23 protein-coding genes and 1 tRNA gene are annotated in these 24,025 nt (G+C 71.2%); 19 read left to right on the forward strand and 5 right to left on the reverse strand.

Features of this window, described 5'->3' with window-relative positions; genetic code table 11:
• The first annotated feature begins 236 nt into the window (after positions 1-236).
• Together BUE44_RS33895 and BUE44_RS39685 are read left to right on the forward strand one after the other, a co-directional pair.
• Entirely contained in the window at positions 237-1,034 is a 798-nt protein-coding gene (locus tag BUE44_RS33895; RefSeq protein ID WP_073502673.1) for an SMI1/KNR4 family protein, read from the forward strand.
• Positions 1,035-1,356: 322 nt separating this feature from the next.
• Positions 1,357-1,563, forward strand: a complete 207-nt coding sequence (locus tag BUE44_RS39685) for a hypothetical protein (RefSeq protein WP_073502874.1) — start codon at positions 1,357-1,359, stop codon at positions 1,561-1,563.
• Positions 1,564-1,756: 193 nt separating this feature from the next.
• Here BUE44_RS39685 and BUE44_RS33905 read toward each other — a convergent pair whose 3' ends face one another.
• Positions 1,757-2,629 (reverse strand): SGNH/GDSL hydrolase family protein, encoded by an 873-nt coding sequence (locus BUE44_RS33905; protein ID WP_200804612.1) that lies wholly within the window; start codon positions 2,627-2,629, stop codon positions 1,757-1,759.
• A gap of 388 nt (positions 2,630-3,017) precedes the next feature.
• On the opposite strand from BUE44_RS33905, the gene BUE44_RS33910 reads away from it, so the two are divergent.
• Together BUE44_RS33910 and BUE44_RS37675 are read left to right on the forward strand one after the other, a co-directional pair.
• Positions 3,018-4,277: a glycosyltransferase gene (locus tag BUE44_RS33910; RefSeq protein WP_073502875.1), complete on the forward strand. Its 1,260-nt coding sequence runs from the start codon at positions 3,018-3,020 to the stop codon at positions 4,275-4,277.
• A gap of 61 nt (positions 4,278-4,338) precedes the next feature.
• Positions 4,339-5,022 (forward strand): hypothetical protein, encoded by a 684-nt coding sequence (locus BUE44_RS37675; protein WP_159450330.1) that lies wholly within the window; start codon positions 4,339-4,341, stop codon positions 5,020-5,022.
• Between the two features lie 89 nt (positions 5,023-5,111).
• Here the strand turns inward: BUE44_RS37675 and BUE44_RS39055 are convergent, their stop codons facing one another.
• From BUE44_RS39055 to BUE44_RS33930, 3 genes are all read right to left on the reverse strand, one after another.
• Entirely contained in the window at positions 5,112-5,588 is a 477-nt protein-coding gene (locus tag BUE44_RS39055; protein ID WP_235002743.1) for a hypothetical protein, read from the reverse strand.
• Positions 5,589-6,211: 623 nt separating this feature from the next.
• Complete coding sequence (locus tag BUE44_RS33925) at positions 6,212-6,988, reverse strand: nucleotidyl transferase AbiEii/AbiGii toxin family protein (protein ID WP_079190336.1); 777 nt, start codon at positions 6,986-6,988, stop codon at positions 6,212-6,214.
• Between the two features lie 10 nt (positions 6,989-6,998).
• The gene (locus BUE44_RS33930; RefSeq protein ID WP_200804613.1) at positions 6,999-7,313 is read right to left on the reverse strand and encodes a hypothetical protein; all 315 of its coding nucleotides are present in this window, start codon (positions 7,311-7,313) and stop codon (positions 6,999-7,001) included.
• A gap of 326 nt (positions 7,314-7,639) precedes the next feature.
• Here BUE44_RS33930 and BUE44_RS37265 point away from each other — a divergent pair, with 326 nt between their 5' ends.
• On the forward strand, positions 7,640-8,023 hold the full coding sequence (locus BUE44_RS37265; protein WP_143172650.1) for a hypothetical protein: 384 nt from the start codon (positions 7,640-7,642) through the stop codon (positions 8,021-8,023).
• Positions 8,024-8,086: 63 nt separating this feature from the next.
• Positions 8,087-8,863, forward strand: coding sequence for a site-specific integrase (locus BUE44_RS33940; protein WP_073502906.1), 777 nt, complete (start codon positions 8,087-8,089; stop codon positions 8,861-8,863).
• 371 nt (positions 8,864-9,234) lie between these two features.
• On the opposite strand, the gene BUE44_RS33945 is transcribed toward BUE44_RS33940, so the two are convergent.
• A tRNA-Arg gene (locus BUE44_RS33945) sits at positions 9,235-9,306 on the reverse strand.
• A 140-nt stretch (positions 9,307-9,446) separates the two neighbouring features.
• Here BUE44_RS33945 and BUE44_RS33950 point away from each other — a divergent pair.
• The 13 genes from BUE44_RS33950 to BUE44_RS34010 all read left to right on the forward strand — a co-directional run bounded on the left by BUE44_RS33950 (position 9,447) and on the right by BUE44_RS34010 (position 23,881).
• Positions 9,447-9,887: a response regulator transcription factor gene (locus tag BUE44_RS33950; protein WP_073502879.1), complete on the forward strand. Its 441-nt coding sequence runs from the start codon at positions 9,447-9,449 to the stop codon at positions 9,885-9,887.
• A 53-nt stretch (positions 9,888-9,940) separates the two neighbouring features.
• On the forward strand, positions 9,941-10,927 hold the full coding sequence (gene nrtL / locus BUE44_RS33955; RefSeq protein ID WP_073502880.1) for an ArgS-related anticodon-binding protein NrtL: 987 nt from the start codon (positions 9,941-9,943) through the stop codon (positions 10,925-10,927).
• 28 nt (positions 10,928-10,955) lie between these two features.
• Complete coding sequence (gene lysA / locus BUE44_RS33960; RefSeq protein ID WP_073502881.1) at positions 10,956-12,347, forward strand: diaminopimelate decarboxylase; 1,392 nt, start codon at positions 10,956-10,958, stop codon at positions 12,345-12,347.
• A gap of 301 nt (positions 12,348-12,648) precedes the next feature.
• Positions 12,649-14,022, forward strand: coding sequence for a homoserine dehydrogenase (locus BUE44_RS33965; RefSeq protein WP_073502882.1), 1,374 nt, complete (start codon positions 12,649-12,651; stop codon positions 14,020-14,022).
• A 7-nt stretch (positions 14,023-14,029) separates the two neighbouring features.
• Positions 14,030-15,121 (forward strand): threonine synthase, encoded by a 1,092-nt coding sequence (gene thrC / locus BUE44_RS33970; RefSeq protein WP_073502883.1) that lies wholly within the window; start codon positions 14,030-14,032, stop codon positions 15,119-15,121.
• A 323-nt stretch (positions 15,122-15,444) separates the two neighbouring features.
• Complete coding sequence (gene thrB / locus BUE44_RS33975; protein WP_073502884.1) at positions 15,445-16,368, forward strand: homoserine kinase; 924 nt, start codon at positions 15,445-15,447, stop codon at positions 16,366-16,368.
• Between the two features lie 359 nt (positions 16,369-16,727).
• Positions 16,728-18,737: a transcription termination factor Rho gene (gene rho, locus BUE44_RS33980; RefSeq protein ID WP_235002744.1), complete on the forward strand. Its 2,010-nt coding sequence runs from the start codon at positions 16,728-16,730 to the stop codon at positions 18,735-18,737.
• A 208-nt stretch (positions 18,738-18,945) separates the two neighbouring features.
• Complete coding sequence (locus tag BUE44_RS33985; RefSeq protein WP_073502886.1) at positions 18,946-20,067, forward strand: LCP family protein; 1,122 nt, start codon at positions 18,946-18,948, stop codon at positions 20,065-20,067.
• Between the two features lie 168 nt (positions 20,068-20,235).
• Positions 20,236-20,460 carry a 50S ribosomal protein L31 gene (gene rpmE / locus BUE44_RS33990; protein WP_073502887.1) on the forward strand — a complete coding sequence of 75 codons (225 nt, stop codon included), beginning with the start codon at positions 20,236-20,238 and terminating at the stop codon, positions 20,458-20,460.
• Positions 20,461-20,564: 104 nt separating this feature from the next.
• Positions 20,565-21,644, forward strand: coding sequence for a peptide chain release factor 1 (gene prfA / locus BUE44_RS33995; RefSeq protein ID WP_073502888.1), 1,080 nt, complete (start codon positions 20,565-20,567; stop codon positions 21,642-21,644).
• Between the two features lie 11 nt (positions 21,645-21,655).
• Positions 21,656-22,501: a peptide chain release factor N(5)-glutamine methyltransferase gene (gene prmC, locus BUE44_RS34000; protein WP_073502889.1), complete on the forward strand. Its 846-nt coding sequence runs from the start codon at positions 21,656-21,658 to the stop codon at positions 22,499-22,501.
• Between the two features lie 61 nt (positions 22,502-22,562).
• Complete coding sequence (locus tag BUE44_RS34005; protein WP_073502890.1) at positions 22,563-23,210, forward strand: L-threonylcarbamoyladenylate synthase; 648 nt, start codon at positions 22,563-22,565, stop codon at positions 23,208-23,210.
• Entirely contained in the window at positions 23,207-23,881 is a 675-nt protein-coding gene (locus tag BUE44_RS34010) for an arsenate reductase/protein-tyrosine-phosphatase family protein (RefSeq protein ID WP_079190334.1), read from the forward strand. Before BUE44_RS34005 ends, BUE44_RS34010 begins: the two co-directional genes overlap by 4 nt.
• Positions 23,882-24,025 lie beyond the last annotated feature (144 nt).

The following is a 24,025-nucleotide window of genomic DNA, read 5'->3' on the forward strand; positions in this document are numbered from 1 at the left end:
TGACCGGCCGCAGCGCGGCGCGCCCTGCCCATGTGGACCACCCGAATGCCTTGTCCCGGAGGGACGAGGCATCAGGTGTCTGTGACGCTCAACCGCCATGTCACCCCCTGCCTGATCGCCTGTTCGCCCCCGGGTGTCGAGGGCTCGCAAGCACCGCGACCTGGTAGACCGGCGGACCTGCGCTGCACCTCGTTCTCGGCAGGCTTGTTGTCGGTGCGGTGCGCTTCACTGCCGCCATGGAACTCACGCAATCGACGCTCAACGACCTGCTGGCCCGAATCACCTCCCCGGGCGGGTGTCTGCACCTGCCCTCGGATGTCGACCCACACGCACTCGTGGAGTTGCTGGACGGTCGCTACGGTGCCCCGCGAACCCTTGTCCTTGACGGCTTCACGGATCCGACCGCGGATGAGTGGAGCGGCGCGGGGTTGCTGACCGGCCTCGAAGGGCGGGGGGTGACGATACGGGCATGGGCGTACGGGGAGCAGTGGATCGGTGCGGGGACGGCGCGGGACGCGGAAGGCGTCGTCCGGCCGGTGCTGGCGACCGCGCCGCGGCGCACGCAGGCACCGCCCGTGGGGCCACTGGGCCAGGATGAGGACTGGGTCGACCGGCTCGTCCGCGTCACCGGCTGGACCCCCTCCTCGCGACGGCAGGACGTCGACTGGGCGCGGATCGAGGGGCGCCTGGGATCGAGACTTCCCGGTGACTACAAACGCATGGTGGCGACCTTCGGTGTGGGCGCCTTCGACGGTTACCTCGACCTGAACCAGGAGCCGTGGACGCATCTGCGGGAGGACGGTCTGCTCATCTGGGCAGGCACCGAACACGAGGACCTGTACTGCTGGCGGGTCGACGGCGGGGACCCGGACCGCTGGCCCGTCGCGGTCCGGACCTTCGACAACCGCGACGTCCTCTTCGACTGCCCGGCCGCGGAGTTCGTCTGCCGCATCCTCCTTGACCGGCACCATCCGTTCACGATGGCCCGCTACTTCGACACCCACTGGTTCCTGAGCTATCAGGACGGCTTGTGATCCGGCCCCGCTGCCAACTGACCGCTGGGGTGGATGTTCCGGGTCTCGGAACGCCCCATTGCAGGGCCACCAAGAAGGTAATGGGGGTGAGCAGAGCCCGCACAACAACACTGACTCTCCGAAACCTCAGCCGCCCCGGCGCCGGGCGCCGCCACCGAAGTGAGCAGCCTTGGGGGCTCCTGGTTCCGCTGGGCGGGGCCGCAGCACCAGGATGCGGCCGCTACTGCCCCGAGGCATCCTGGCCAGGTGGGATACCGCGTGATCGTCTATCCGCCGGCGGACACCGGGGGCGCCGCGTCCGCTCGACGGCACGATCCTGGGCGTGGCCTACAGCCCGATCGATCTGCTGGAGTTCCTGCGCCGTGCGGGCCTCGACCCCGACACCGTGGACCTCACCGACCTCGACCTGTTCGAGTGGCGCGGAGAAGGGCCAGGCGTCTGGGTGCGACGGCACACTTCTTTATCTGCAGGCCAACCGTCGAATGCCTCGCTGAATCCCTTCTGGCGAATCCAGCGGCGCACCCCTTGATCACATCTCGCTGGTGGCCCGACCCTCGTGACCGTGTCCGGGAAGCAGCAGCACCTGAAGGCGTCCCCCGCCGTCCTTGAGTGCCTGACGCTGTCGGGGATCTTGGTTGCGCCGTGAGGCGCTGTGGCTCTTCATCACGCCCTCCCTCGTGCCATCCTGGCCGGGCCGCCCACCGGCGGCGCTCATGTTCTCGTCAGGCGTGGGCAGGGCTCAGTGCCCGCTCGACCGCTGCGGCGAGCGCGATGCCGACGGCGGCGGACCCCTTGGCGTTGGGGTGCAGGGGCGCGGCCGGGGACGCGGGGACGAATCCTTCGATGTACCGGTCTGCGGGGGCGGCGCAGATGTCGTGGCCGGCGGTGAGGGGCGTGGCGCCGACGAAGGTGTCACCGTGGGCCTCTGTGGCCTGCTGGACGACCGCGGCGAGGTGGTCGATCTTGCTCTGCAGGTACGTGGCGTCCCTGCCCCAGACGGGCTGGGAGGGGAAGCAGCCACCGGAGCGGATGTAGCTGCCTCCGCTCACGGCGAACACCTGGGCGTGCGGTGCCAGCCGGCGGATCGTGTCCAGGACGGCTGCGAACTTCGGCGCCCACGCGTCGATCCTGGTGTCGATGACGTCGGTGCCGCCCTGGGTGTTCCGGTCGGCACAGCTGCTTCCCAGGGGTTCGGGAAGAAGGTTGGTGCAGCCCAGCGCCGCGGTGAACAGACCGGTGTCGTTCCCGCCGATGGTGAGGCTGACGATGTCGGTGGCGGGCGTGAGCGCCGCGTACTGGGCGGGGGTACCGGCGGCCTGGGGGGCGCTGAGGTCCTCGACCGTGGCGCCTGCGCAGCTGACGTCGGTGAGCGTGGCGCCCAGGGCCTTGGCCGCGGTGTGCGGGTAGTTGACCAGGGAGCGCAGGCAGCCGGGGTTGCCGGGGTCGGCGGGAGTGACGAAGGGGGCGGAGGCGAAGGAGTCGCCCAGTGCCACGTAGGTCACCGGGTCACTCGCCGCAGAAGCGGAGGGAAGGGCGAGGAGCAGTGCGCCCAAGGTGAGGGCGGTGGCCAGGGTCGTACGCGCGCCGTGCTTCACGAGGAGTCTCCGATCAGTCCTGCAACCGTGGTGTGCCTGCCCCGCAGCAGTGGCCCCGCTCCGGGGCGCCGCCGGTGTCCGGCGGTGCCCCGGCATTCCTGGGAGGTCGGGTTCTTCGATGCGTTCTTACCGCTGTTCGCGCGGCGGGAGGGGTGTCCGGCGCAGGTGTCACGGGGGAAGCCCGGTTTGCCCGAGCAGTTGTCACCGGTCTGGGGGATCGGAGCGGCGGCATGCCGACGGCGCGGTTCCGGTTGATCGCCAGGGGTCAGGCCGTCCCGAAGGTGCCGGGCGGGCTCACATACTGCCGTCGTGTCGAGCCGATTTGCCAGTTTTGACCAGTACCGTGAGGGTCGGGCAGTTGCGGGGGACCGGGAAGGAGAGCCGTTCGATGCGGATCCAAGTCGTCACCGTGGGGACGACCGGCTCGGTCGCCCCCTACACCGGCCTCGCACACCGGCTCATGGCCGAGGGCCACGACGTCGAGCTCGTCACCCACGCCAAGTTCGCGACGATGGCGGGGTGCTGCGGCCTCAGCATGCGTCCGCTGGAGGCCGATCCCTTCGAAGCGCTCATCCGCGCGCGCACTTCGCTCAGCGCCGCAGGCCGGCGGGTGAACGCGCTGCGCGCGCTCCGGTCCGCGGGCTCGTTCGTCCGGGCCGCAGAACAGGGCATGCTGTCCCTGGCCGACAGCATCCTCGGCGCGGTGGACCCCAAGGCCGACCTTCTCCTGCTGTCGAGCATCGCGGCCCCGATCGGCACGGTCGTCGCGCGGCACCACGGCATCGCGAGCATGGGCGTCTTCCTGCAACCCGACGTGCCCACGGCGGAGTTCTCCCACTGTACGTTGGCCCCACGCCCCGCAGGCCGCGCCAACGCCGTCCGCGCGCGAGCGGCCAACGCCCTGATGGACACCGTGTACCGCACCGCGAACCGGGAGCTGCACGCCCGCCTCGGACTCGCCCGCCGCAGCGGTCACCGGCTGCGCGGCGACCGGGAGCGCAGCCAGTGGCCGATCTGGCACGGCTACAGCCCCTGGGTCGTACCGCACCCGGCGGACTGGCGGCCCGGTCTGCACGAGGCGGGCTACTGGTGGCCCCACGAGTGTCCGAACTGGCAACCGCCCGCGCTGGTCGCGGACTTCCTGGCAGCCGGACCGCCCCCGGTCCTCATCGGCTTCGGCAGTACGATGCCCGGCGACCCGCAGCAGCTCGGCGAGTTGGCGGCCCGGGCCCTCCGGCGAGCCGGGTTGCGCGGGATCATCCAGTCCGGCTGGGCCGGGCTCCGCGTGGTCGGCGACGACCTCATCACCGTCGACGCCCTTCCGCACGGCTGGCTGATGCCGCGCACGGCCGCAGTGGTCCACCACGGGGGCGCCGGCACCACCGCGGCAGGACTGCGGGCCGGCGTACCCGCCGTACCGGTCCCCGTGATGACCGACCAGCCCTGGTGGGCCGCCCGCCTCGTGCAGCTCGGCGTCGCCCCGGACGCGATCCCCTTCGCCGAACTGACCTCCGCACGACTGGCCGACGCACTCACCCGGGCGACCCGGGACCCCGAGCCGGGCCGGCGCGCCGCGGCGGCGGCCGATCGGCTGGCCCGGGAGGACGGAGCCGGAGCGGTCGCCCGCGCCGTCGCGGGGATCGCCTGACCCCTACTGTTCGCCGCATCCGGCCGCGAACGGGAGGGAACATGCGCCTCCAGCAGGGGCGTTGCAGAGAACCCTCCGCGCCACGGCTATTGACAACGTTCCCCTGCGCACTCAGGCCGAGAAGGTGGGCCGCGACCCACCGGGCGGGCGGGTCACTGCGGCCGGCCCGGCCGTCGAGCACGCTGCCCAGCAGGTCCTGTGCGTCCTGCAGGCGGTCCGGATCGCCGAACGAGAGGAACAGGCGCAGGAGGTGGACCGCTTCGACGACGGCCGCGGCGGGTCCGTACATCGTGCCCGCGAGCGGATCGCCGTCCATCAGCTCACGGAGATCCGCGAACTGGCGGCGCCAGGCGGCCAGGGCCCGGTTCAGGTCGGGCCGGTCGAACGCCAGGAACACGACACCGGCCTCCAGGGCCAGGGTGTCGAGGTGTGCCGGGAGCGAGGAGGCGAAGTCCACCAGGTTCTTGACCTGGCGATAGACGGCGGTGGCATTGGGCTCTTGCTCGCACCTGCGGTACCCGGCCTGGGCGGCGAAGGCGATCCTCAGCCGCTCTGTATCGGTGTGTCGCTCGTCGGCCAGGGCCAGGTCCATCACGTGGGCGCTGACCGCGAGGGCCTGCCGGGTCCGCACCGGGTCGAACCCGGGCGCCTCGGGCTCGACCGCGGCCAGTCCGTGCAGGAGCCACGCCGTCGCCAGCACGTTGTCAGGGATTTCCTGGTCCCTGCCGAAGGCGGCGATCTCTAGTTGGGTGATGGACGCCAGCAGCTCCTGCGCGGAGGGCAGGACCCCGCCGGGGCGGTGTTCGCCGAGGGCGGTCGCGAGCACCGCCGGATCTAGAGTGCGGTCCACACGTACTCCCTCACCTCTTCGGCGAAGCCCTCAAGATTGTCTATCGCCACCACCAGGCCCTTCAGCGCGCCGGGATGCTTGTGGGTGGTGAAATGCTTGTGCGCGAGGTGAAACGCCTTCGTCGGGATCGCCGTGGCGTTCAGCGCGACGCTAACGCCGCCGCCGGCCGACTCCTCCTCATCGACCCACTGCTCGGCCAGACTGCCTACGAACTCCCGGGTGTCGTCAGCGAGCAGGTTGTCGCCCCAGGAGAGCATTCCCAAGTAGGTCGCCCCCTTGGTGCTGAGCTGCGTCCAGCCCTTGAGGATGGCTCCACCCGGCCGGTTCGCCTTTCCGGTGTACTTCTTCATTTCCCACAAGCGGAAGGAGAAACTCCGGGCCGTACCGGCTTCCCGGTAGACGACGAGTCCGTCGCCGCCTCCGTCGTTGACAGAGGCCTTCGGCGGCCCGAGGATCTCCACGGCGCGCGCCGTGGAGATCCTCGGGCAGGTCGCGGGTCAGGAGGTACCAGAGCCACTCGCCTACGTACCCGGCCAGCCCGTGGTTGCCCTTCTTCTTTGCGGCTGCCGCTGCGAAGACGGGCTCCGCGAACGCCTTCACGAGGACGTGATCTCTCCCGGTCAGCTTCGTCCCGTTCAAGGTGGCCTCGCGCCACTTTCCGTATGTCGGGGGGCGTCCGTCGGTGCGTTCCCGCATGATCTCGTCGGCGACGATCCACCCGGCGGCCGCCCGGTCCTCGGGGCTGCCGCTGAGGGTCACGACGAGCTCCCAGGGACACGTCTGATCGTCTCCTCGGGGCTCCCGTCGTACCAGATCGGCCACCCGCCCACCGACAGCCGTCGCTCGAGCAAGCGCCTGCGCGGCTGAGACGTCCGCCACCCGAACCCCCTGCTCGTCCCACGCCACCCGCACCGTGCCGGACGGGCGCAGGGACCGAGGCGGACCTCGGCGAGGTCACCCTACCGAGTGGTCCGCCCCGTTCCGCCGTGCTGACGGCCGCTGCAGGCGCGGGTTTTGCACCCGTGTCCTTGCGGAGAACCGCCATTTCAAGTGGCAAGTGCGGTAGAGCACCGAAAAGCGGAGGTTAGTGGGTCTTGCGGGTTCCGGGGTTGGCACCTGGAGGAGATGTCGGGGGCTTGGAAGTCGGACGGTCGGCCGGCTTCTGAGGGGTGGGGCCCGGTTGGTTGTCCTGGGACGGCCGCAGCTCGTCAGTCGGGCGGGCGCCGAGTTCCAGTTCGTCGGCCCATGACTCCATCGCGGAACGCAGGCGGATGACGGCTTCGGCGTCGAGGCCGTACTCCATGTAGTCCTGGTCGTCCCAGCGTCTTGAGGCGCGTAGCGCCTGGGCAAACATGGGGCGGTCGAAGCCCGGATCGCGCTCTTCGGCCAGGCGCAGAAGTTCCTGGGCCGAGTAGCGTCCGCTGGTGAGCGCAGCGTGGACGTCGACGTAGTCGCGGGCTTCCGCGCGGGAGTAGAGGGCGGAGACCTTGTTGGCGACAGCATCGTCGGGATGCAGGACGGGGCCGATGTCCATCATGACGGGCGGTTCAGCGCGCCAGTCGTAGCCCATTTCCACCTTCGTCTCCCGACCGTCTTCGTCGGTGACCAGCAGGCGCGCGAAGGAGTCTCCAGATCGCATCACCTCGACCGTCAGCCCGTCAGCTGTATAGGCGTCCCGCACCACGTTCACTGCGGCGTCGAATCTTTGCGGATCACCCTGATCGGTGAAGAGATCGACGTCGTCGGAGACGCGGTTGAGGATGCCGTGGGCCTGGACGGCGTATCCGCCGGCGAGTACGAAGCCGTCCCCTGCTGCGGCCGCCAGGGCGAGCCGGGTCAGACGGGCGTGGAGGTGGTCCATGCGGATCACACTATGCGGCAGCAGCGGACCTCAGCTGGGGGAATCTCTCCTGCCACAGCGATTTCGCGCGTACGGGCAGCCAAAGCGAGGGCCACAGGTGCAGCAGCAATCCTGCGTCAAGAAACCGCCGCAGTTCAGAGACGTTCAGGGCTTCGCGGATGACAGTCTCGTAGAGGCGACGCCGGTCCTTGTCGACGCTGAGGTCGTAACGGCGCTGCTGGGACCAGTCCAGGCTCAGGGGCAGATTGACGATTCCGCTCGTCGGGCCGGCCAGCTCGCTGAGCGACTCGGGAACCATGTACGGGCGGATGTCCGCGTAGCGCATCCCTGGCTGCATAGACGCAGTATGCCCCGCGCAACTGGGGACACGCGACTCTGCGGAGGCGTCCCGTATGGCGTCGCGCTGTAACCGTCAGCTGGTTTTCGCCAGCAAATGAGCCAGCGCATCCCGGGTGAGCGGCACGCCTCCTCCGCGTCGATCGTTGAACAGGTAGAGAGGCGGCGAGCGTCATGCGGAATGAGGCACGGCGTGCCAGGAAGGTGAGTGCGGGGAAGCATCCAGGGAGACCGGGCGCGGCGGGGCGGGGGAGAGGCACGTCGGCGAGTGTCAGGCGCGTTGCCGATGAGCTGGCGGCTGGGTTGGTGAGCGCTGTGAGGCGCGAAGCCGGGGCGGGCGGCGGCGCTGGGGCTGCCGTGGCCGGTCGTAGCAGTTCGCCTTTTGCCGGACGGAGTTGGTATGACTTCGCGCTGGAGTACATGGACGTGCGCTGGCGGCAGACCGCGGCGAAGACACGTTGTGAAGACAATGACGGACTGTGCGCCCTCACTTTGGCCATGATCAGAGGACGGATGCTGCGGCCCGACGAGGAGCTGTTGCGCCGGGCGCTGCGACTTCGGGCGTTTGTGGTGCCGCGTCCGGCGGACCGGGAGGTGCCGGGCGACGAACGGATGGCGTTGCGCTGGGTGGCTCGGGCGACGCGGCCCGTGGACGATCTTCTGGATCCGGAAGTGATGAAGGGGTCATCCGGTCGCTGAGCGTTCGAGCGAATGGGTCTGCGGTGCCGGGAAGTACGCAGCGCCCACCGTAAGAAGACGTTGGTGAATGCGGTCGGCTACGCGTTCGGCGGGTGCGGCGCCGGTGAGGACCTGATTCCCGAGATCCCCTGGCAGGTGCCGAGGGACGACGAGGAGGTCGATCCGCGAGTTGTGGTGAATCCGGGCCAGGCACGCTCGCTGCTCGACGCCCTCTCGTATGTAGGGCTGTACAGGCGGGCTCGGGGACGGCGGCTGGTGGGGTTCTTCGCGGGGATGTACTACGCCGGTCTGCGGCCTGAAGAAGCCGCGGCCGTGAAGTACCAGGACTGCGTTCTGCCGGCACAGGGCTGGGGCCGGTTCGTGCTGCACGAGACCCGTCCGCAAGCTGGCAAGAAGTACACGTACAGCGGCCGTAACCACGATGAGCGCGGTCTGAAGAGCCGGAAGGGCGGAGCGGTTCGTGTAGTGCCACTGTCGCCACAATTGGTGACGATCGGGAGGCAGAGCGTCGACACGTTCGGTACGGCGGCCGACGGAAGAATGTTCTTCACCGAGCGTGGACGGGTGCTGGGGTCCAGCGGCTATCGCACGACCTTGCGAGACGCGCGCGTCCTGGCGCTCCCACCGGATCTGGTGGAATCGCCTCTTGTTGCTCGTGCGTACGACCTGCGGCACTCGGCGCTGTCAACGTGGCTGAACGCGGGAGTGGATCCCACCGAAGTGGCCGAGCGGGCGGGCAACACCGTCGAGACGCTGCTGCGCACCTATGCGAAGTGCATCTACGGGCGCCAGACGGTCGCGAATGGCCGCATCGACAAATTCCTGGGCGACTACGAGTAGCGTGACACTCCCCTGCGGCTGACGCCGTCGCACTCCGTGACGATGCGGGCTCCGTTTCCGCAGCAAGAGAGCCGGGATTTTAAGGCGCTCCAGCAGGGTCTACCGGCGACACGTCTCGCTCAGATACGCCCTGGGCATCCTGCCTGTCTTGCCCGGCGGTCTTCCTTCCCGCGTCACGAATACGCCACAGGCTGCGGAAAGTGCCCCTCGCTTGGGTGGTCAACGAACCACTCGCGTCTGAAAGCGCCTGGTCAGCGGCCTGGCCGATTGTGCGTGGCGAAAAGTGCAACGGTCCCGTTGGCCGTGTGTCTTGGCAAAAATAAAAGCCCGTCAGACCTGCGTTTCCGCAGGTCAACGGGCTTTTCCGGAAGTGCCCCCGGCAGGATTCGAACCTGCGCACACGGCTCCGGAGGCCGTTGCTCTATCCCCTGAGCTACGGGGGCGACGGGAAGAACACTACCAGTACGGGAGGGGTGGGCCGGACAGGGTTTGGGTGGGGCGTGAGGGGCGGGGGGCGTCGTTCGTGGGGGAGAAATGGGCAAAACGCGGACGCATCAGGAGTGGCGCGCCTAGGCTTCGGGGTGTGGCGGGTGCGACCGGCCGGGTGCTTGTTGTGGATGACAACAAGGTGATCCGGCAGTTGATCAGGGTCAACCTGGAGCTGGAGGGCTTCGAGGTCGTGACCGCGGCTGATGGTGCCGAGTGCCTGGAGATCGTGCACAGCGTGCGGCCCGATGTGGTGACGCTGGACGTGGTGATGCCGCGACTGGACGGGGTGCGGACGGCGGCGCGGTTGCGGGCGGACGCGGATCCGTGGACGCGGGACGTCGGGATCGTCATGGTCAGCGCGGGCGGGCTGCCGGACGGGGCCGGGGGGCCGCGCGGGGTGGACGCGTATGTGGGGAAGCCGTTCGAGCCGGCCGAGCTGGTGGAGACCGTGCGGCGGTTGATACGCCGGGGGCCGGACCAGCAGCCGGACGCCGACGCGGGGACGCAGGCCGCCGCTGCCTCCGGTGGCGTATAGGGCGGGTAAAACCCGGTCGCCACGGGGTGCTCCCTCTCGCCTACCCTTTTCCCGTGACCCCCGCCGAGCTGTCGTGGACCGTGCTGAGCACGGTCAGGCGTGCCGTCGCGGCGGACGAGCTGCGGGTCGCGGTGCCGGAGAAGATCGTGGTGCAGCGGCCGCCGCGGCCGGGGTGCGGGGACTACGCGACGAACGTGGCGCTGCAGCTCGCCGGGCAGGCGGGTCGCAGCGCGTACGAGGTCGCCGGGATCCTCGCGGCGCGGCTCGCCAGGGAGCCGGGGATCGCCCAGGTCGAGGTCGCCGGTGCCGGGTTCCTGAACATCACGCTCAGCGCGCGGGCCTACGCCGACGTCGTACGGCAGGTGCGCGAGCAGGGGGCGGACTACGGGCGGGGCGAGGGGCTCGCGGGCGAGGGCGTCACCGTCGTGCCGGAGCCGCCCGGCGCGGTGCGGGCCACGATGGTCGCCGACGTCGTCAACGGGCTGCTGCGGGCGGCCGGCGCCGGGCCCGGCAGCCGCCGGGAGGGCCTCACCGTGGCGGAGGGCGACGGCGACCCCGGCCGGCTCGGCCGCGACGCCGCCCGCTGGTCGCTGCTCCGGCCCCCCGCGGAGGACCCGCCGCGCCCGGGACCCGCCCTGCTCGCCCAGCGCGAGGCGAACCCGCTCTTCCGGGTCCGCTACGCCCACTCCCGTACCCGCGCGCTGTTGCGCAACGCCCATGACCTGGGTGTTCGCGTCGAGGCAGCTGCCCGGGACCCGTACCGGCACCCCGCCGAGACGGAACTGCTCGGGCTGATCGCCGACTTCCCCCGGGTCGTCGAGACCGCCGCCCGCCGCCGCGCGCCCGATCGGCTCGCACGGCATCTGGAGCGGCTGGCCGACGCCTATCTCCGGTTCCAGGACGAGTGCCCCGTGCTGCCCAAGGGGGACGAGAAACCCTCGGCCGTCCACGCTGCCCGGGTCCGCCTCGCCGACGCGACCGGCATCGTGCTCGCCGACGGCCTGCACCTGCTCGGCATCAGCGCACCCGACCATCTCTGACGAGAAGACGAGAACGAGAGACACCGCCGTGAGCCGATCCGCACACCCCGCAGGGCCCCGCCACGCCGACGTACTGCCGGAAGGGCACTACGCCGCCCCGCCCGCCGACCTCAACCGGCTGGACGCGCACATCTGGTCCCGTACCGTCACCCGCAACGCCGACGGCGCCGTCGAGGTCGGCGGGATCGACGTACGGGACCTGGCCGCCGAGTTCGGCACGCCGGCGTACGTGCTGGACGAGGCCGACTTCCGGGCCCGCTGCCGGGCCTGGCGGGCCGCCTTCGGGCCGGACGCCGACGTCTTCTACGCAGGCAAGGCCTTCCTGTCCCGGGCCGTCGTGCGCTGGCTGCACGAGGAGGGGCTCAACCTCGACGTCTGCTCGGGCGCCGAGCTGGCCGTCGCGCTGGACGCCGGCATGCCCGCCGAGCGGATCGCGATGCACGGCAACAACAAGAGCAACGCCGAGATCGACCGGGCGGTCGCGGCCGGCGTCGGCCGGATCGTGCTGGACTCCTTCCAGGAGATCGTCAGGGTCGCGGCCGCCGCCGAGCGGCACGGGCGGCGGCAGCCGGTGCAGATCCGGGTGACGGTCGGCGTCGAGGCGCACACCCACGAATTCATCGCGACCGCGCACGAGGACCAGAAGTTCGGCCTGGCGCTGGCCGGCGGGCAGGCCGCGGAGGCGGTGCGCCGGGTGCTGAAGCTGGAGAGCCTGGAGCTGATCGGCATCCACAGCCACATCGGATCGCAGATCTTCGACATGGCCGGCTTCGAGGTGGCCGCCCGCCGGGTGGTGTCGCTGCTGGCCGCGATCCGCGACGAGCACGGGGTGCAGCTGCCCGAGATCGACCTCGGCGGCGGCCTCGGCATCGCCTACACCGCGGACGACGACCCCGCGGAGCCGTACCAGATCGCCAAGTCGCTCGGCGAGATCGTCAGCCGCGAGTGCGAGGCGGCCCGCCTGGACCCGCCGCGGCTGTCGGTCGAGCCGGGCCGGGCCATCGTCGGCCCGACCGCCTTCACCCTCTACGAGGTCGGTACGGTCAAGCCGCTGGAGGGCCTGCGCACGTACGTCAGCGTCGACGGCGGGATGTCGGACAACATCCGTACCGCGCTCTACGACGCCGAGTACACCGTCGCGCTGGCCTCCCGCCGCAGCGACGCGGAGCCGATGCTCAGCCGGGTCGTCGGCAAGCACTGCGAGAGCGGCGACATCGTGGTGAAGGACGCGTTCCTGCCGGCCGACCTGGCGCCCGGCGACCTGCTCGCGGTGCCGGCCACCGGCGCGTACTGCCGCTCGATGGCCAGCAACTACAACCACGTCCCGCGCCCGCCGGTGGTGGTGGTCGCGGACGGGAAGCCGCGGGTCATCGTCCGGCGCGAGACGGAGGAGGACCTGCTGCGGCTCGATGTCGGCTGAGGCCGGCGCACGCGGAACAGGCCGGCGTCGGTGCGGAACAGGCCGGCGTCGGTACGGAGAACCCGCGGCAGAGGATCTACGGCGGGCGCCCGCCCGGTGCGGCGAAACACGGCAAGATCGCCAGGCGGACGGCAAATCTCACGGCCCGCCCGGACGGTCTCGCAATCCGGACACGGCGTGGCTTCTCCCATCCGGTGGGTGAGACTGGTTCCCTCCACGCCGTACGGGACCGGGGAGCCGGGAGACCGGGAGCCGGGGCCGTACCCACGCGACACGAGAGCTGTACGAGAGACGAGGTCGGATGATGCGTACGCGTCCGCTGAAAGTGGCGCTGCTGGGCTGCGGTGTGGTCGGCTCCGAGGTCACGCGCATCATCACGACGCAGTCGGCCGACCTGGCCGCCCGGATCGGGGCGCCGATCGAGCTGGCCGGTATCGCGGTGCGCCGCCCCAACCGGGTACGGGACGGGGTGCCCGCCGAGCTGCTCACCACCGACGCCACCGCGCTGGTCAAGCGCGGCGACATCGACGTCGTGGTCGAGGTCATCGGCGGTATCGAGCCGGTGCGTACGCTGATCACCACCGCCTTCGAGCACGGCGCCTCCGTGGTGTCGGCCAACAAGGCGCTGCTGGCCGCCGACGGCGCGAGCCTGCACGCCAAGGCCGCCGAGCACGGCGTCGACCTCTACTACGAGGCCGCCGTCGCCGGGGCGATCCCGCTGATCAGGCCGCTGCGCGAATCGCTGGCCGGCGACAAGGTCAACCGGGTGCTCGGCATCGTCAACGGCACCACGAACTTCATCCTCGACAAGATGGACTCCACCGGCGCCGGCTACAGCGAGGCGCTCGACGAGGCCACCGCGCTGGGATACGCCGAGGCCGACCCCACGGCCGACGTCGAGGGCTTCGACGCCGCCGCCAAGGCCGCGATCCTGGCCGGTATCGCCTTCCACACCCGGGTCACCATCGACGACGTCCACCGCGAGGGCCTCACCGAGGTCACCGCGGCCGACATCGCCTCGGCGAAGAAGATGGGCTGCACGGTCAAACTGCTGGCCATCTGCGAGCGCGCCCGCGACGGCCGCTCGGTCACCGCCCGGGTGCATCCCGCGATGATCCCGCTCAGCCACCCGCTGGCCTCCGTGCGCGGGGCCTACAACGCCGTCTTCGTCGAGGCGGAGGCGGCCGGTCAGCTGATGTTCTACGGTCCCGGCGCCGGCGGTGCACCCACCGCCTCCGCCGTCCTCGGCGACCTGGTGGCCGCCTGCCGCAACAAACTGGCGGCGACCACCGGTGCCGGCGAGTCCGCTTACACGCAACTGCCGGTGAGCCCGATGGGGGATGTGGTCACCCGCTACCACATCAGCCTCGACGTGGCGGACAAACCGGGCGTCCTCGCACAGGTCGCCACGGTGTTCGCCGAGCACGACGTGTCCATCGACACGGTGCGCCAGCAGGGCAGAAACCAAGGCGGCGGCGACGAGGCCGCCACCGAGCAGGACGGCGGGCCGGGGGCACCTCCCAGCGGTAGCTGGGGGAGGGAGGGCGGCGAGGCGTCCCTCGTCGTCGTCACCCACCGCGCGCCGGACGCCGCCCTCTCGGCGACCGTCTCCAGCCTGCGGAAACTCGACACCGTACGCGGCGTCGCCAGCATCATGCGTGTGGAAGGGGAGTAGATCCGCGATGAACGGAACAATCGACCAGCCCCGAATGTCGGGCACCCACCAGTGGCGCGGCATCATCGAGGAGTACCGCGACCGGCTCCCGGTCGGCCCGGACACCCCGGTGGTCACGCTGCTGGAGGGTGGCACCCCGCTGGTACCGGCCCAACTGCTGTCGGAGCGCACCGGCTGCGACGTGTACCTCAAGGTCGAGGGCGCGAATCCGACCGGGTCCTTCAAGGACCGCGGTATGACCATGGCCATCTCCAAGGCCAAGGAGGACGGCGCCCAGGCCGTCATCTGCGCCTCGACCGGCAACACCTCCGCCAGCGCGGCGGCCTACGCGGTACGCGCCGGCATGGTCTGCGCGGTGCTCGTCCCGCAGGGCAAGATCGCGCTCGGCAAGATGGGCCAGGCGCTGGTCCACGGCAGCCGCATCCTCCAGGTCGACGGCAACTTCGACGACTGCCTGGACCTCGCCCGCGGGCTCAGCGAGAAGTACCCGGTGGCCCTGGTCAACTCGGTGAACCCGGTGCGGATCGAGGGGCAGAAGACCGCGGCCTTCGAGATCGTCGACGCGCTCGGCGACGCGCCCGACCTGCACCTGCTGCCGGTCGGGAACGCGGGGAACATCACGGCCTACTGGCGCGGCTACCGCGAGTACGCGGCGGACGGGATGGCCACCCGCAAGCCCCGGATGTGGGGTTTCCAGGCGTCGGGTTCCGCGCCGATCGTCAACGGCGCGCCGGTGCGCAGTCCGCAGACGATCGCCACCGCGATCAGGATCGGCAACCCCGCGTCCTGGCAGTTCGCCGAGGAGGCGCGGGACGAGTCCGGCGGCGTCATCGAGGCGGTGACGGACCGTCAGATCCTGGCCGCCTACCGCCTGCTGGCGGCCAAGGAGGGCGTCTTCGTGGAGCCCGCCTCCGCGGCATCGGTCGCCGGCCTGCTCAAGGCCCTCGAAGAGGGCCGCATCGACCCGGGCCAGCGCATCGTCTGCACGGTCACCGGCAACGGCCTGAAGGACCCGGACTGGGCCGTCGCGGGGGCCCCCGCACCCTTGACGGTGCCGGTCGACGCGGACGCCGCCGCGGAGAGCCTGGGCCTGGCCTGACCTGGTCTCCTGCTCCACAGGGCGCCTCAGCGGGGCGCGGGGCACAGGGGGCGCCCCTCCGGCGGGGGGCGCCCCTCCGGCACGGCAGACCCCCGCCGGAGGGGAACCGCACCAGGGGCGCACGCGCGATGGGCGACACGCATCACGCGCTGTGCGTGCGCCCTATGTCGCAAGAGAACCTTCCTTCGATAAGCTGGAAGCAGGCGGCACCGCAGTGTGCCCCGAATCCGGCTGATGCCACCCCGCATCGCCACTCCCCGCCCCGCCGCCCGGCAATGGCGCCGCGCCCGCAGGGCGAACCGCACAAGGAGATTCGTCGAAAGATGGCCGGTCCCGCGTTCCGCGCTGCCGCAGTACGAGTGCGCGTCCCCGCGACCAGCGCCAACCTCGGGCCCGGGTTCGACGCCTTCGGACTGGCCCTGGGCCTCTACGACGACATCGTGGTGCGGGTCGCCGACGCCGGGCTGCACGTGGACATCGCCGGCGAGGGCGCCGAGACGCTGGCTCGGGACGAGAAACACCTCGTCGTGCGCTCGCTGCGGACCGCCTTCGACCTGCTCGGCGGCCAGCCGCGCGGCCTTGAGGTGGTGTGCGCGAACCGCATTCCGCACGGCCGCGGCCTCGGCTCGTCGTCGGCCGCGATCTGCGCGGGCATCATCGCCGCCCGCGCGGTGACCATAGGTGGCCCGTCCGTCCTGGACGACACCGCGCTGCTGGAGCTGGCCACCGAGATCGAGGGGCACCCCGACAATGTCGCGGCGTGCCTGCTCGGCGGCCTGACCGTGGCCTGGAGCGAGGGCGGCGCGGCCCGGGCCATCCGGCTCGACCCGGCGGACTCGCTGGTCCCGGTGGTTTTCGTGCCCGCCACGCCGGTGCTCACCGAGACCGCGCGCGGGCTGCTGCCGCGTACCGTCCCGCATGTGGACGCGGCGGCCAACGCGGGGCGGGCGGCGCTGCTGGTGGAGGCCCTGACCAGGCGTCCCGAGCTGCTGCTGCCGGCCACCGAGGACCGGCTGCACCAGGACTACCGGGCGCCGGCGATGCCCGAAACCCTGGCGCTGGTCCACCGGTTGCGGGGCGAGGGCGTGGCCGCCGTCGTGTCGGGCGCGGGACCCACGGTCCTGGCGTTCACCGACGAGGGCGCCGCCGACAAGGTCTCCCGGATCGCGGGCGAGGGCTGGGCGGCGAACCGCCTGGACCTGGACGTGTCCGGGGCGTGTGTCCTGCCGCTCGCCGGGGGGCAGTGACACGATTGCCGGTCGTGAGAGGGGGAATGTTCGTTGGATCCGGTAGTGTTAATCTCAAGCCTGCATTCGATGCCCGATGGGCGCGATGCACTGTGTCCCTACCGTGGGACCGCTTTTCTTCCGGGAGCCTCCCACACCGCATAAGGCAAGGTCCGAAGAGTCGGATTCTGCCCGAGCGGTGTTGAGCACGCTCCGGAGTTTCGGTACGAGTTCCCTCCGTGCCGAAGGCACGTATGTATTTCTGCCGCCATCAGGCGGACCACCGCCCCGGCTCTGAGCAGCGGAAACGCCCAGATCCGGACAGCACGACCGGTCGCCGAGCCAGACAGGCCGACGTCCGCTCCAGGGAAGGACCCTTCGTGAGCGACACCACCGATCTGATGGGCGTGCGCGCAGATGACACTGTCGCCTCGTCCGACGCCGCCGCGCCTGCTAACGGTGCTGCCACGGCCAGTGCGTCGCGGCGCCGCCGGACCGGGACCGGCCTGGACGGCATGGTGCTGGCCGAACTGCAGCAGCTCGCCTCAGGCCTCGGTATCAAGGGCACCGCGCGGATGCGCAAGAGCCAGCTGATCGAGACCATCAAGGAGCGCCAGGCAGGCGGCGGCGCGTCCGCGCCGGCCGCCCCCGCGGCCGCCGACGGCGCCGCGGACAAGCCCAAGCGGCGCACCACCTCGAAGGCCCGCATCGAGAAGTCCGACGGCGAGGCGGCCCCGGCCGCCGCGGCGGCGACGGCGACCGCGGCCCCCGAGCAGCGGCAGGAGCACAAGCAGATCGAGATTCCCGGCCAGCCGGCCGGTGAGCAGCCCAAGGCCGCGAAGACCGAGCGGGCCGAGCGGGCGGCCGAGGCCGCCGCGGACACCGCCGAGGGCCAGGCCGAGGCCAAGGGCGACGGCAGGCAGCAGGGCGGCGACGACCGCCAGGACCGCCAGCGCGGGCAGCGCGGCGACCGCAGGGAGCGCCAGCGGGACCGCCAGCGCAACCGCGAGGACGGCGGCGGCGACGGCGGCAACCGGCAGGGCCGGGACCGCGGCGACCGCCAGCAGCAGGGCGGCGGCGGCCAGGGCCAGCAGCAGGCCGGCGGCGGCCAGGGCGGCGGCGGCCCGCAGGACGACGACGAGTTCGGTGACGGCAGGGGCCGGCGCAGGGGCCGCTACCGCGACCGCCGGGGCCGCGGCAACCGCCGCGAGGAGTTCGGCGGCGGCGCGGGCGAGCCGCAGGTCGCCGACGACGACGTGCTGATCCCGGTGGCGGGCATCCTCGACATCCTCGACAATTACGCGTTCATCCGCACGTCCGGCTACCTGCCGGGTCCGAACGACGTGTACGTGTCGCTGGCGCAGGTCCGCAAGAACGGGCTGCGCAAGGGCGACCACGTCACCGGTGCGGTGCGGCAGCCCAAGGACGGCGAGCGGCGCGAGAAGTTCAACGCGCTGGTCAGGCTGGACTCGGCGAACGGCATGGCCGCCGACTCCGGGCGCGGCCGTCCCGAGTTCAACAAGCTCACCCCGCTGTACCCGCAGGACCGGCTCCAGCTGGAGACCGACCCCGGCGTGCTGACCACCCGGATCATCGACCTGGTCTCGCCGATCGGCAAGGGCCAGCGCGGTCTGATCGTGGCCCCGCCGAAGACCGGTAAGACCATGATCATGCAGGCCGTGGCCAACGCGATCACCACCAACAACCCGGAGTGCCACCTGATGGTGGTGCTGGTGGACGAGCGCCCGGAAGAGGTCACCGACATGCAGCGGTCGGTGAAGGGCGAGGTCATCTCCTCGACCTTCGACCGCCCCGCCGAGGACCACACCACGGTCGCCGAGCTGGCCATCGAGCGCGCCAAGCGCCTGGTGGAGCTGGGCCACGACGTGGTCGTGCTGCTGGACTCGATCACCCGGCTCGGCCGCGCCTACAACCTGGCCGCGCCCGCCTCCGGCCGCATCCTGTCCGGTGGTGTGGACTCCACCGCGCTCTACCCGCCGAAGCGGTTCTTCGGCGCCGCGCGCAACATCGAGGACGGCGGCTCGCTGACCATCCTGGCCACCGCGCTGGTCGAGACCGGCTCGCGGATGGACGAGGTGATCTTCGAGGAGTTCAAGGGCACCGGCAACATGGAGCTCAAGCTCGACCGGAAGCTCGCCGACAAGCGCATCTTCCCGGCGGTGGACGTGGACGCGTCCGGCACCCGCAAGGAGGAGATCCTGCTCAACAGCGAGGAGCTGGGCATCGTCTGGAAGCTGCGCCGGGTGCTGCACGCGCTCGACCAGCAGCAGGCGATCGAGCTGCTGCTGGACAAGATGAAGCAGACCAAGTCCAACGCGGAATTCCTGATGCAGATCGCGAAGACCACGCCGGGCCAGAACAACGACTGACCCGCCACCCGCGGTCAGGCGAACGGCCCCGCCCACCGGATTTCCCGGTGGGCGGGGCCGTTCCCGCGCGCGGGAGGCCCGCCTCGGTCACCACCCGTCGCCCAGCGTGACGAAAAAGTCGTCCGCGTGTCCTCTGGCCCGGGGGTACGCGGGCCCGCCGGTTCCTCCCCGGATGCCGAACCGGGCAGGGGCGGCGCACGATGGAGGAATGTCCGGCACAGGCGACTCCCGACCGCCGTCCGGCGCCACCGCCCTCAAGGGCCTCCGGCGCCGGCGCCGGGGCCTGCGGATCACCGCGTGGGTGGCGGCGGGACTGGTGCTGGTGGGGGCGGGCGGCGCCGGATACGTCTACTTCCGGCTCAACGGCAACATCCACAGCGTCGACATCGACTCGGCCCTCGGCAACAACCGCCCGGTCAAGCTCGGCAACGGCTCGATGGACATCCTGGTGCTCGGCTCGGACTCCCGCTCGGGCGCCAACCGGGGATACGGCCACGACAGCGGCACCGCCCGCTCGGACACCGCGATGATCGTGCACCTGGCCAAGGGCCACAAGCGCGCCAGCGTGGTCAGCATCCCCCGGGACACCCTGATCGACCGCCCCGCCTGCCGCAAGCCGGGCGGCGGCACCGCCCCCGCGGCCCGGCAGGCGATGTTCAACAGCGCCTACGAGGTCGGCGGCCCGGCCTGCGCGGTCAAGACGGTGGAGAAGCTGTCAGGGGTGCGGATGGACCACTACGTCGAGGTCGACTTCACCGGCTTCAAGGACCTGGTCAACGCGCTCGGCGGGGTCCCGCTGACCACCACGGCGGCCATAGCCGACCCCAAGAGCCACCTGACGCTGGCCGCGGGCACCCACACCCTCGACGGCGACCAGGCGCTCGGCCTGGTCCGCACCAGGCACGGCGTCGGGGACGGCAGCGACCTGGGGCGTATCCAGCTGCAGCAAGCGTTCCTGAGGGCGCTGATGGACCGGATCAGCGGCCTGGGGCTGCTGACCAGCCCCACCAAGCTCTTCTCCGTCGCCGACACCGCGACCAGCGCCGTCACCACCGACACCGGGCTCGGCTCGGTCGGCAGGCTGATGGGCCTGGCACAGAGCGTCCGGAACCTGAAGACCGGCCGCATCCACATGGTCACGCTGCCGGTGCGCTACGACCCCGCCGACCGCAACCGGGTGCAGCCCATCGAAGCCAAGGCCGCGATGGTGTGGTCAGCGCTGCGCGCCGACAGGACCATCCCGGCCGCCGCCGTCCAGGGCTCCGCGGCCGACAAGGTCGACGCGGGCAAGGTCGTCGGCTCGTCGCCCACCGCGGACAAAAAGCCCTGACAGGCCGCTGACCTGGGAAGACGCCGAACCGTACGGTAGGGGAATTATCCCGCCCCGGAGCTGGTTTTGGGAGATGCGGCCAGTGCTGGCAGACTGGTCCGCTGGCCCCGGTTCACGTGACGCAAACCCGCGGAGCGACCCGGCGCCCTCCCGAACCTAGGAGCACCCTTGAAGCGCGAGATCCACCCCGAGTACGTCGAGACCCAGGTCACCTGCACCTGTGGCGCCTCGTTCACCACCCGCAGCACCGAGACGAGCGGCCAGATCCGCGCGGAAGTGTGCTCCGAGTGCCACCCGTTCTACACGGGCAAGCAGAAGATCCTCGACACCGGTGGCCGTGTGGCCCGCTTCGAGGCCCGCTTCGGCAAGGCCGCCGGGTCCGGGAAGAAGTAGCGACCCGAAAGCGCCGGTTCCCGGTCGCCCACCCCAGGGCGACCGGACCGGCGCTTTGTCGTCCCACCTACTCCTTCCAGACTCCTTCCAGCTAGGGATTGATGATGTTCGAGGCGGTCGAGGAACTGATCGGCGAGCATGCCGACCTCGAGAAGCAGCTTGCCGACCCCGCGGTGCACGCCGACCAGGCGAACGCCCGCAGGCTCAACAAGCGGTACGCGGAGCTGACCCCCATCGTCAGCACCTACCGGGCGTGGCGGCAGACCGGCGACGACATCGAGACCGCGCGCGAACTCGGCGTCGACGACCCGGACTTCGCCGCCGAGGTCAAGGAGCTGGACAAGGAGCGCGACGGGCTCACCGAGCGGCTGCGGCTGCTGCTGGTGCCGCGCGACCCCAGCGACGACAAGGACGTGATCCTGGAGGTCAAGGCGGGGGAGGGCGGCGAGGAGTCGGCGCTGTTCGCCGGCGACCTGCTGCGGATGTACCTGCGCTACGCCGAGCGCGTCGGCTGGAAGACCGAGATCCTGGACGCCAACGAGTCCGACCTCGGCGGCTACAAGGACGTCCAGGTCGCGGTGAAGGCCAAGGCGAGCCATGAGCCCGGCCAGGGCGTCTGGGCCAGGCTCAAGTACGAGGGCGGCGTCCACCGGGTGCAGCGGGTGCCCGCGACCGAGTCCCAGGGGCGTATCCACACCTCCGCGGCCGGCGTGCTGGTCACCCCCGAGGCCGAGGACGTCGAGGTCGAGATCGGCCCGAACGACCTGCGGATCGACGTCTACCGCTCGTCGGGGCCCGGTGGCCAGTCGGTCAACACCACCGACTCCGCGGTCCGCATCACCCACCTGCCCTCCGGTCTGGTCGTCTCGTGCCAGAACGAGAAGAGCCAGCTGCAGAACAAGGAGTCGGCGATGCGCATCCTGCGCTCCCGGCTGCTGGCCGCGGCGCAGGAGGAGGCCGAACGCGAGGCGTCCGACGCCCGCCGCAGCCAGGTGCGCACCGTCGACCGCTCCGAGCGCATCCGCACCTACAACTTCCCGGAGAACCGCATCTCCGACCACCGCGTCGGCTTCAAGGCCTACAACCTCGACCAGGTACTGGACGGCGATCTCGACGCGATGATCCAGGCCTGCGTGGACGCCGACTCCGCCGCCAAGCTGGCCGCCGCCGGCGACGCCGGCTGAGGGGGCGGACGGTGAACCTGCTGCTCGCCGAGGTGGCGCAGGCCGCCCAGCGGCTCGCCGACGCCGGCGTGCCGTCGCCGCGTTTCGACGCCGAGGAACTGGCCGCGTACATCCACGGTGTCAAACGCGGTGAGCTGCACAGCGTCGCCGACAGCGAGTTCGACGCCCGCTACTGGGAGGCCATCGCCCGCCGCGAGGCCCGCGAACCGCTCCAGCACATCACCGGCCGGGCCTTCTTCCGCTACCTCGAACTGCGCGTCGGCCCGGGGGTGTTCGTGCCCCGCCCGGAGACCGAGTCGGTCGTCGGCTGGGCGATAGACGCGGTACGGGCCATGGACGTCGCGGAACCGCTGATCGTCGACCTGTGCACCGGCTCAGGCGCCATCGCCCTCGCCCTGGCCCAGGAGGTGCCGCGCTCCCGCGTGCACGCCGTGGAGCTGTCCGAGGACGCGCTCGACTACGCCCGCGCCAACGTCGAGGGCAGCAAGGTCGACCTGTGCCAGGGCAACGCGCTGACCGCCTTCCCCGAACTGAACGGCCAGGTCGACCTGGTCATCTCCAACCCGCCCTACATCCCGCTCACCGAGTGGGAACATGTGGCACCCGAGGCCCGCGACCACGACCCGGAACTGGCACTCTTCTCCGGCGAGGACGGCCTCGACACCATCCGCGGCATCGAGCGCACCGCGCACCGGCTGCTGCGGCCCGGCGGGGTCGTCGTCATCGAGCACGCCGACTCGCAGGGCGGCCAGGTGCCGTGGATCTTCAAGGAGGACGCGGGCTGGGCGGACGCGGCCGACCACCCCGATCTCAACAACCGCCCGCGCTTCACCTCGGCCCGCAAGGCCCTGCCGTGACCAGGCGGGCCGACCGGGCGCAGGACCCGGCAGCAGCACTGCACCTTTCGGAGGTCATCTCATGGCACGGCGATACGACTGCTCGGATGCGACCGACCGGGCGACCGGCCTGCGCGAGGCCACTTCGGCGATCAAGCGCGGCGAGCTCGTCGTGCTGCCGACCGACACGGTGTACGGCATCGGCGCCGACGCCTTCGACGCCGAGGCCGTAGGCGACCTGCTGGAGGCCAAGGGCCGCGGGCGCAACATGCCCTCGCCGGTCCTCGTCGGCTCGCCCAACACCCTGCACGGCATCGTCACCGACTTCTCCGAGCAGGCCTGGGAGCTGGTCGACGCCTTCTGGCCCGGCGCGCTGACCCTGGTCACCAAGCACCAGCCGTCGCTGGCCTGGGACCTCGGCGACACCCGCGGCACGGTCGCCGTCCGCATGCCGCTGCACCCGGTCGCGATCGAACTGCTCACCGCCACCGGGCCGATGGCCGTCTCCAGCGCCAACCTCACCGGCATGCCCTCGCCGCAGGACTGCGACGCCGCCCAGGGCATGCTCGGCGACTCCGTCGCGGTCTACCTGGACGGCGGCCCCACCCCGGCCGCCGTGCCGTCCTCCATCGTCGACGTCACCGGCAAGGTGCCGGTGCTGCTGCGGGCCGGTGCGATCAGCGCCGAGGAGCTGCGCAAGGTCGTACCCGACTTGGAGGAGCGCCGTTGACCACGCCCGACGGGCGCGGCATACGGGGGCACACGCAGTACGTCCAGCGCGTCGTCCCCGGAGACAGCGGTGACGTCTTCCGCATCCTCCATGTCTGCACCGGCAACGTCTGCCGCTCGCCGATGGCCGAGCGGCTGACCAGGCACGGCCTGGCGCGGCGGCTCGGCGGCGGCGCGGCCGGCATGCTGGTGGAGTCGGCGGGCACCTGGGGGCACGAGGGCGCTCCGATGGAGGCGCACGCCGCCGCGGTGCTCGCCGAGTACGGCGCCGACCCCTCCGGCTTCACCGGCAGGGAACTGCTGGACGACCACGTCATCGACGCCGACCTGGTGCTCACCGCGACCCGCGACCACCGCGCCCAGGTCATCTCGATGGGCCACGCGGCGGGCCTGCGGACCTTCACGCTCAAGGAGTTCACCCGGCTGGTGCGGGCCATAGACACCACCACCCTGCCCGAGGGCAGCGTCACCGAGCGGGCCAGGGCACTGGTCCGCGCCGCCGCCGCGCTGCGCGGCTGGCTGCTGGCCCCCAGCCCGGACGCCGACGAGGTCGGCGACCCGTACGGCGCCCCCATCTCGTACTTCCGCAGCATCGGTGCGGAGATCCACACCGCGCTCGACCCGATGGTGACCGCGCTGACCGGCGTCGGCGCCACCGTCCGGCCCTCCTGAGGACGCGTGCGGTGCGGGTGCAACCGCACGGGCTGCCTGTGAGTCTCTACAGGTGTTCGCCGTCCCGGCCCGGTCACCACTAGGGTGTGACGCTGTGAGGTACCACCCCCGGACGTGTGCGCAGCACCGCTACGCTCCCGAGAC

The sequence above is a fragment of the Actinacidiphila paucisporea genome (assembly GCF_900142575.1).
Lineage (GTDB): Bacteria > Actinomycetota > Actinomycetes > Streptomycetales > Streptomycetaceae > Actinacidiphila > Actinacidiphila paucisporea.

What these genes read in the sequence shown, in the direction of transcription:
- BUE44_RS33925 (WP_079190336.1), bottom strand. Translation starts at nt 6,988, where the DNA reads ATGGACCACCTCCACGCCCGTCTGACCCGGCTCGCCCTGGCGGCCGCA.
- thrC (WP_073502883.1), top strand. Translation starts at nt 14,030, where the DNA reads ATGAACGGAACAATCGACCAGCCCCGAATGTCGGGCACCCACCAGTGG.
- BUE44_RS33930 (WP_200804613.1), bottom strand. Translation starts at nt 7,313, where the DNA reads ATGCGCTACGCGGACATCCGCCCGTACATGGTTCCCGAGTCGCTCAGC.
- prfA (WP_073502888.1), top strand. Translation starts at nt 20,565, where the DNA reads ATGTTCGAGGCGGTCGAGGAACTGATCGGCGAGCATGCCGACCTCGAG.
- BUE44_RS33965 (WP_073502882.1), top strand. Translation starts at nt 12,649, where the DNA reads ATGATGCGTACGCGTCCGCTGAAAGTGGCGCTGCTGGGCTGCGGTGTG.
- BUE44_RS33895 (WP_073502673.1), top strand. Translation starts at nt 237, where the DNA reads ATGGAACTCACGCAATCGACGCTCAACGACCTGCTGGCCCGAATCACC.
- BUE44_RS34005 (WP_073502890.1), top strand. Translation starts at nt 22,563, where the DNA reads ATGGCACGGCGATACGACTGCTCGGATGCGACCGACCGGGCGACCGGC.
- BUE44_RS33985 (WP_073502886.1), top strand. Translation starts at nt 18,946, where the DNA reads ATGTCCGGCACAGGCGACTCCCGACCGCCGTCCGGCGCCACCGCCCTC.
- thrB (WP_073502884.1), top strand. Translation starts at nt 15,445, where the DNA reads ATGGCCGGTCCCGCGTTCCGCGCTGCCGCAGTACGAGTGCGCGTCCCC.
- BUE44_RS33910 (WP_073502875.1), top strand. Translation starts at nt 3,018, where the DNA reads ATGCGGATCCAAGTCGTCACCGTGGGGACGACCGGCTCGGTCGCCCCC.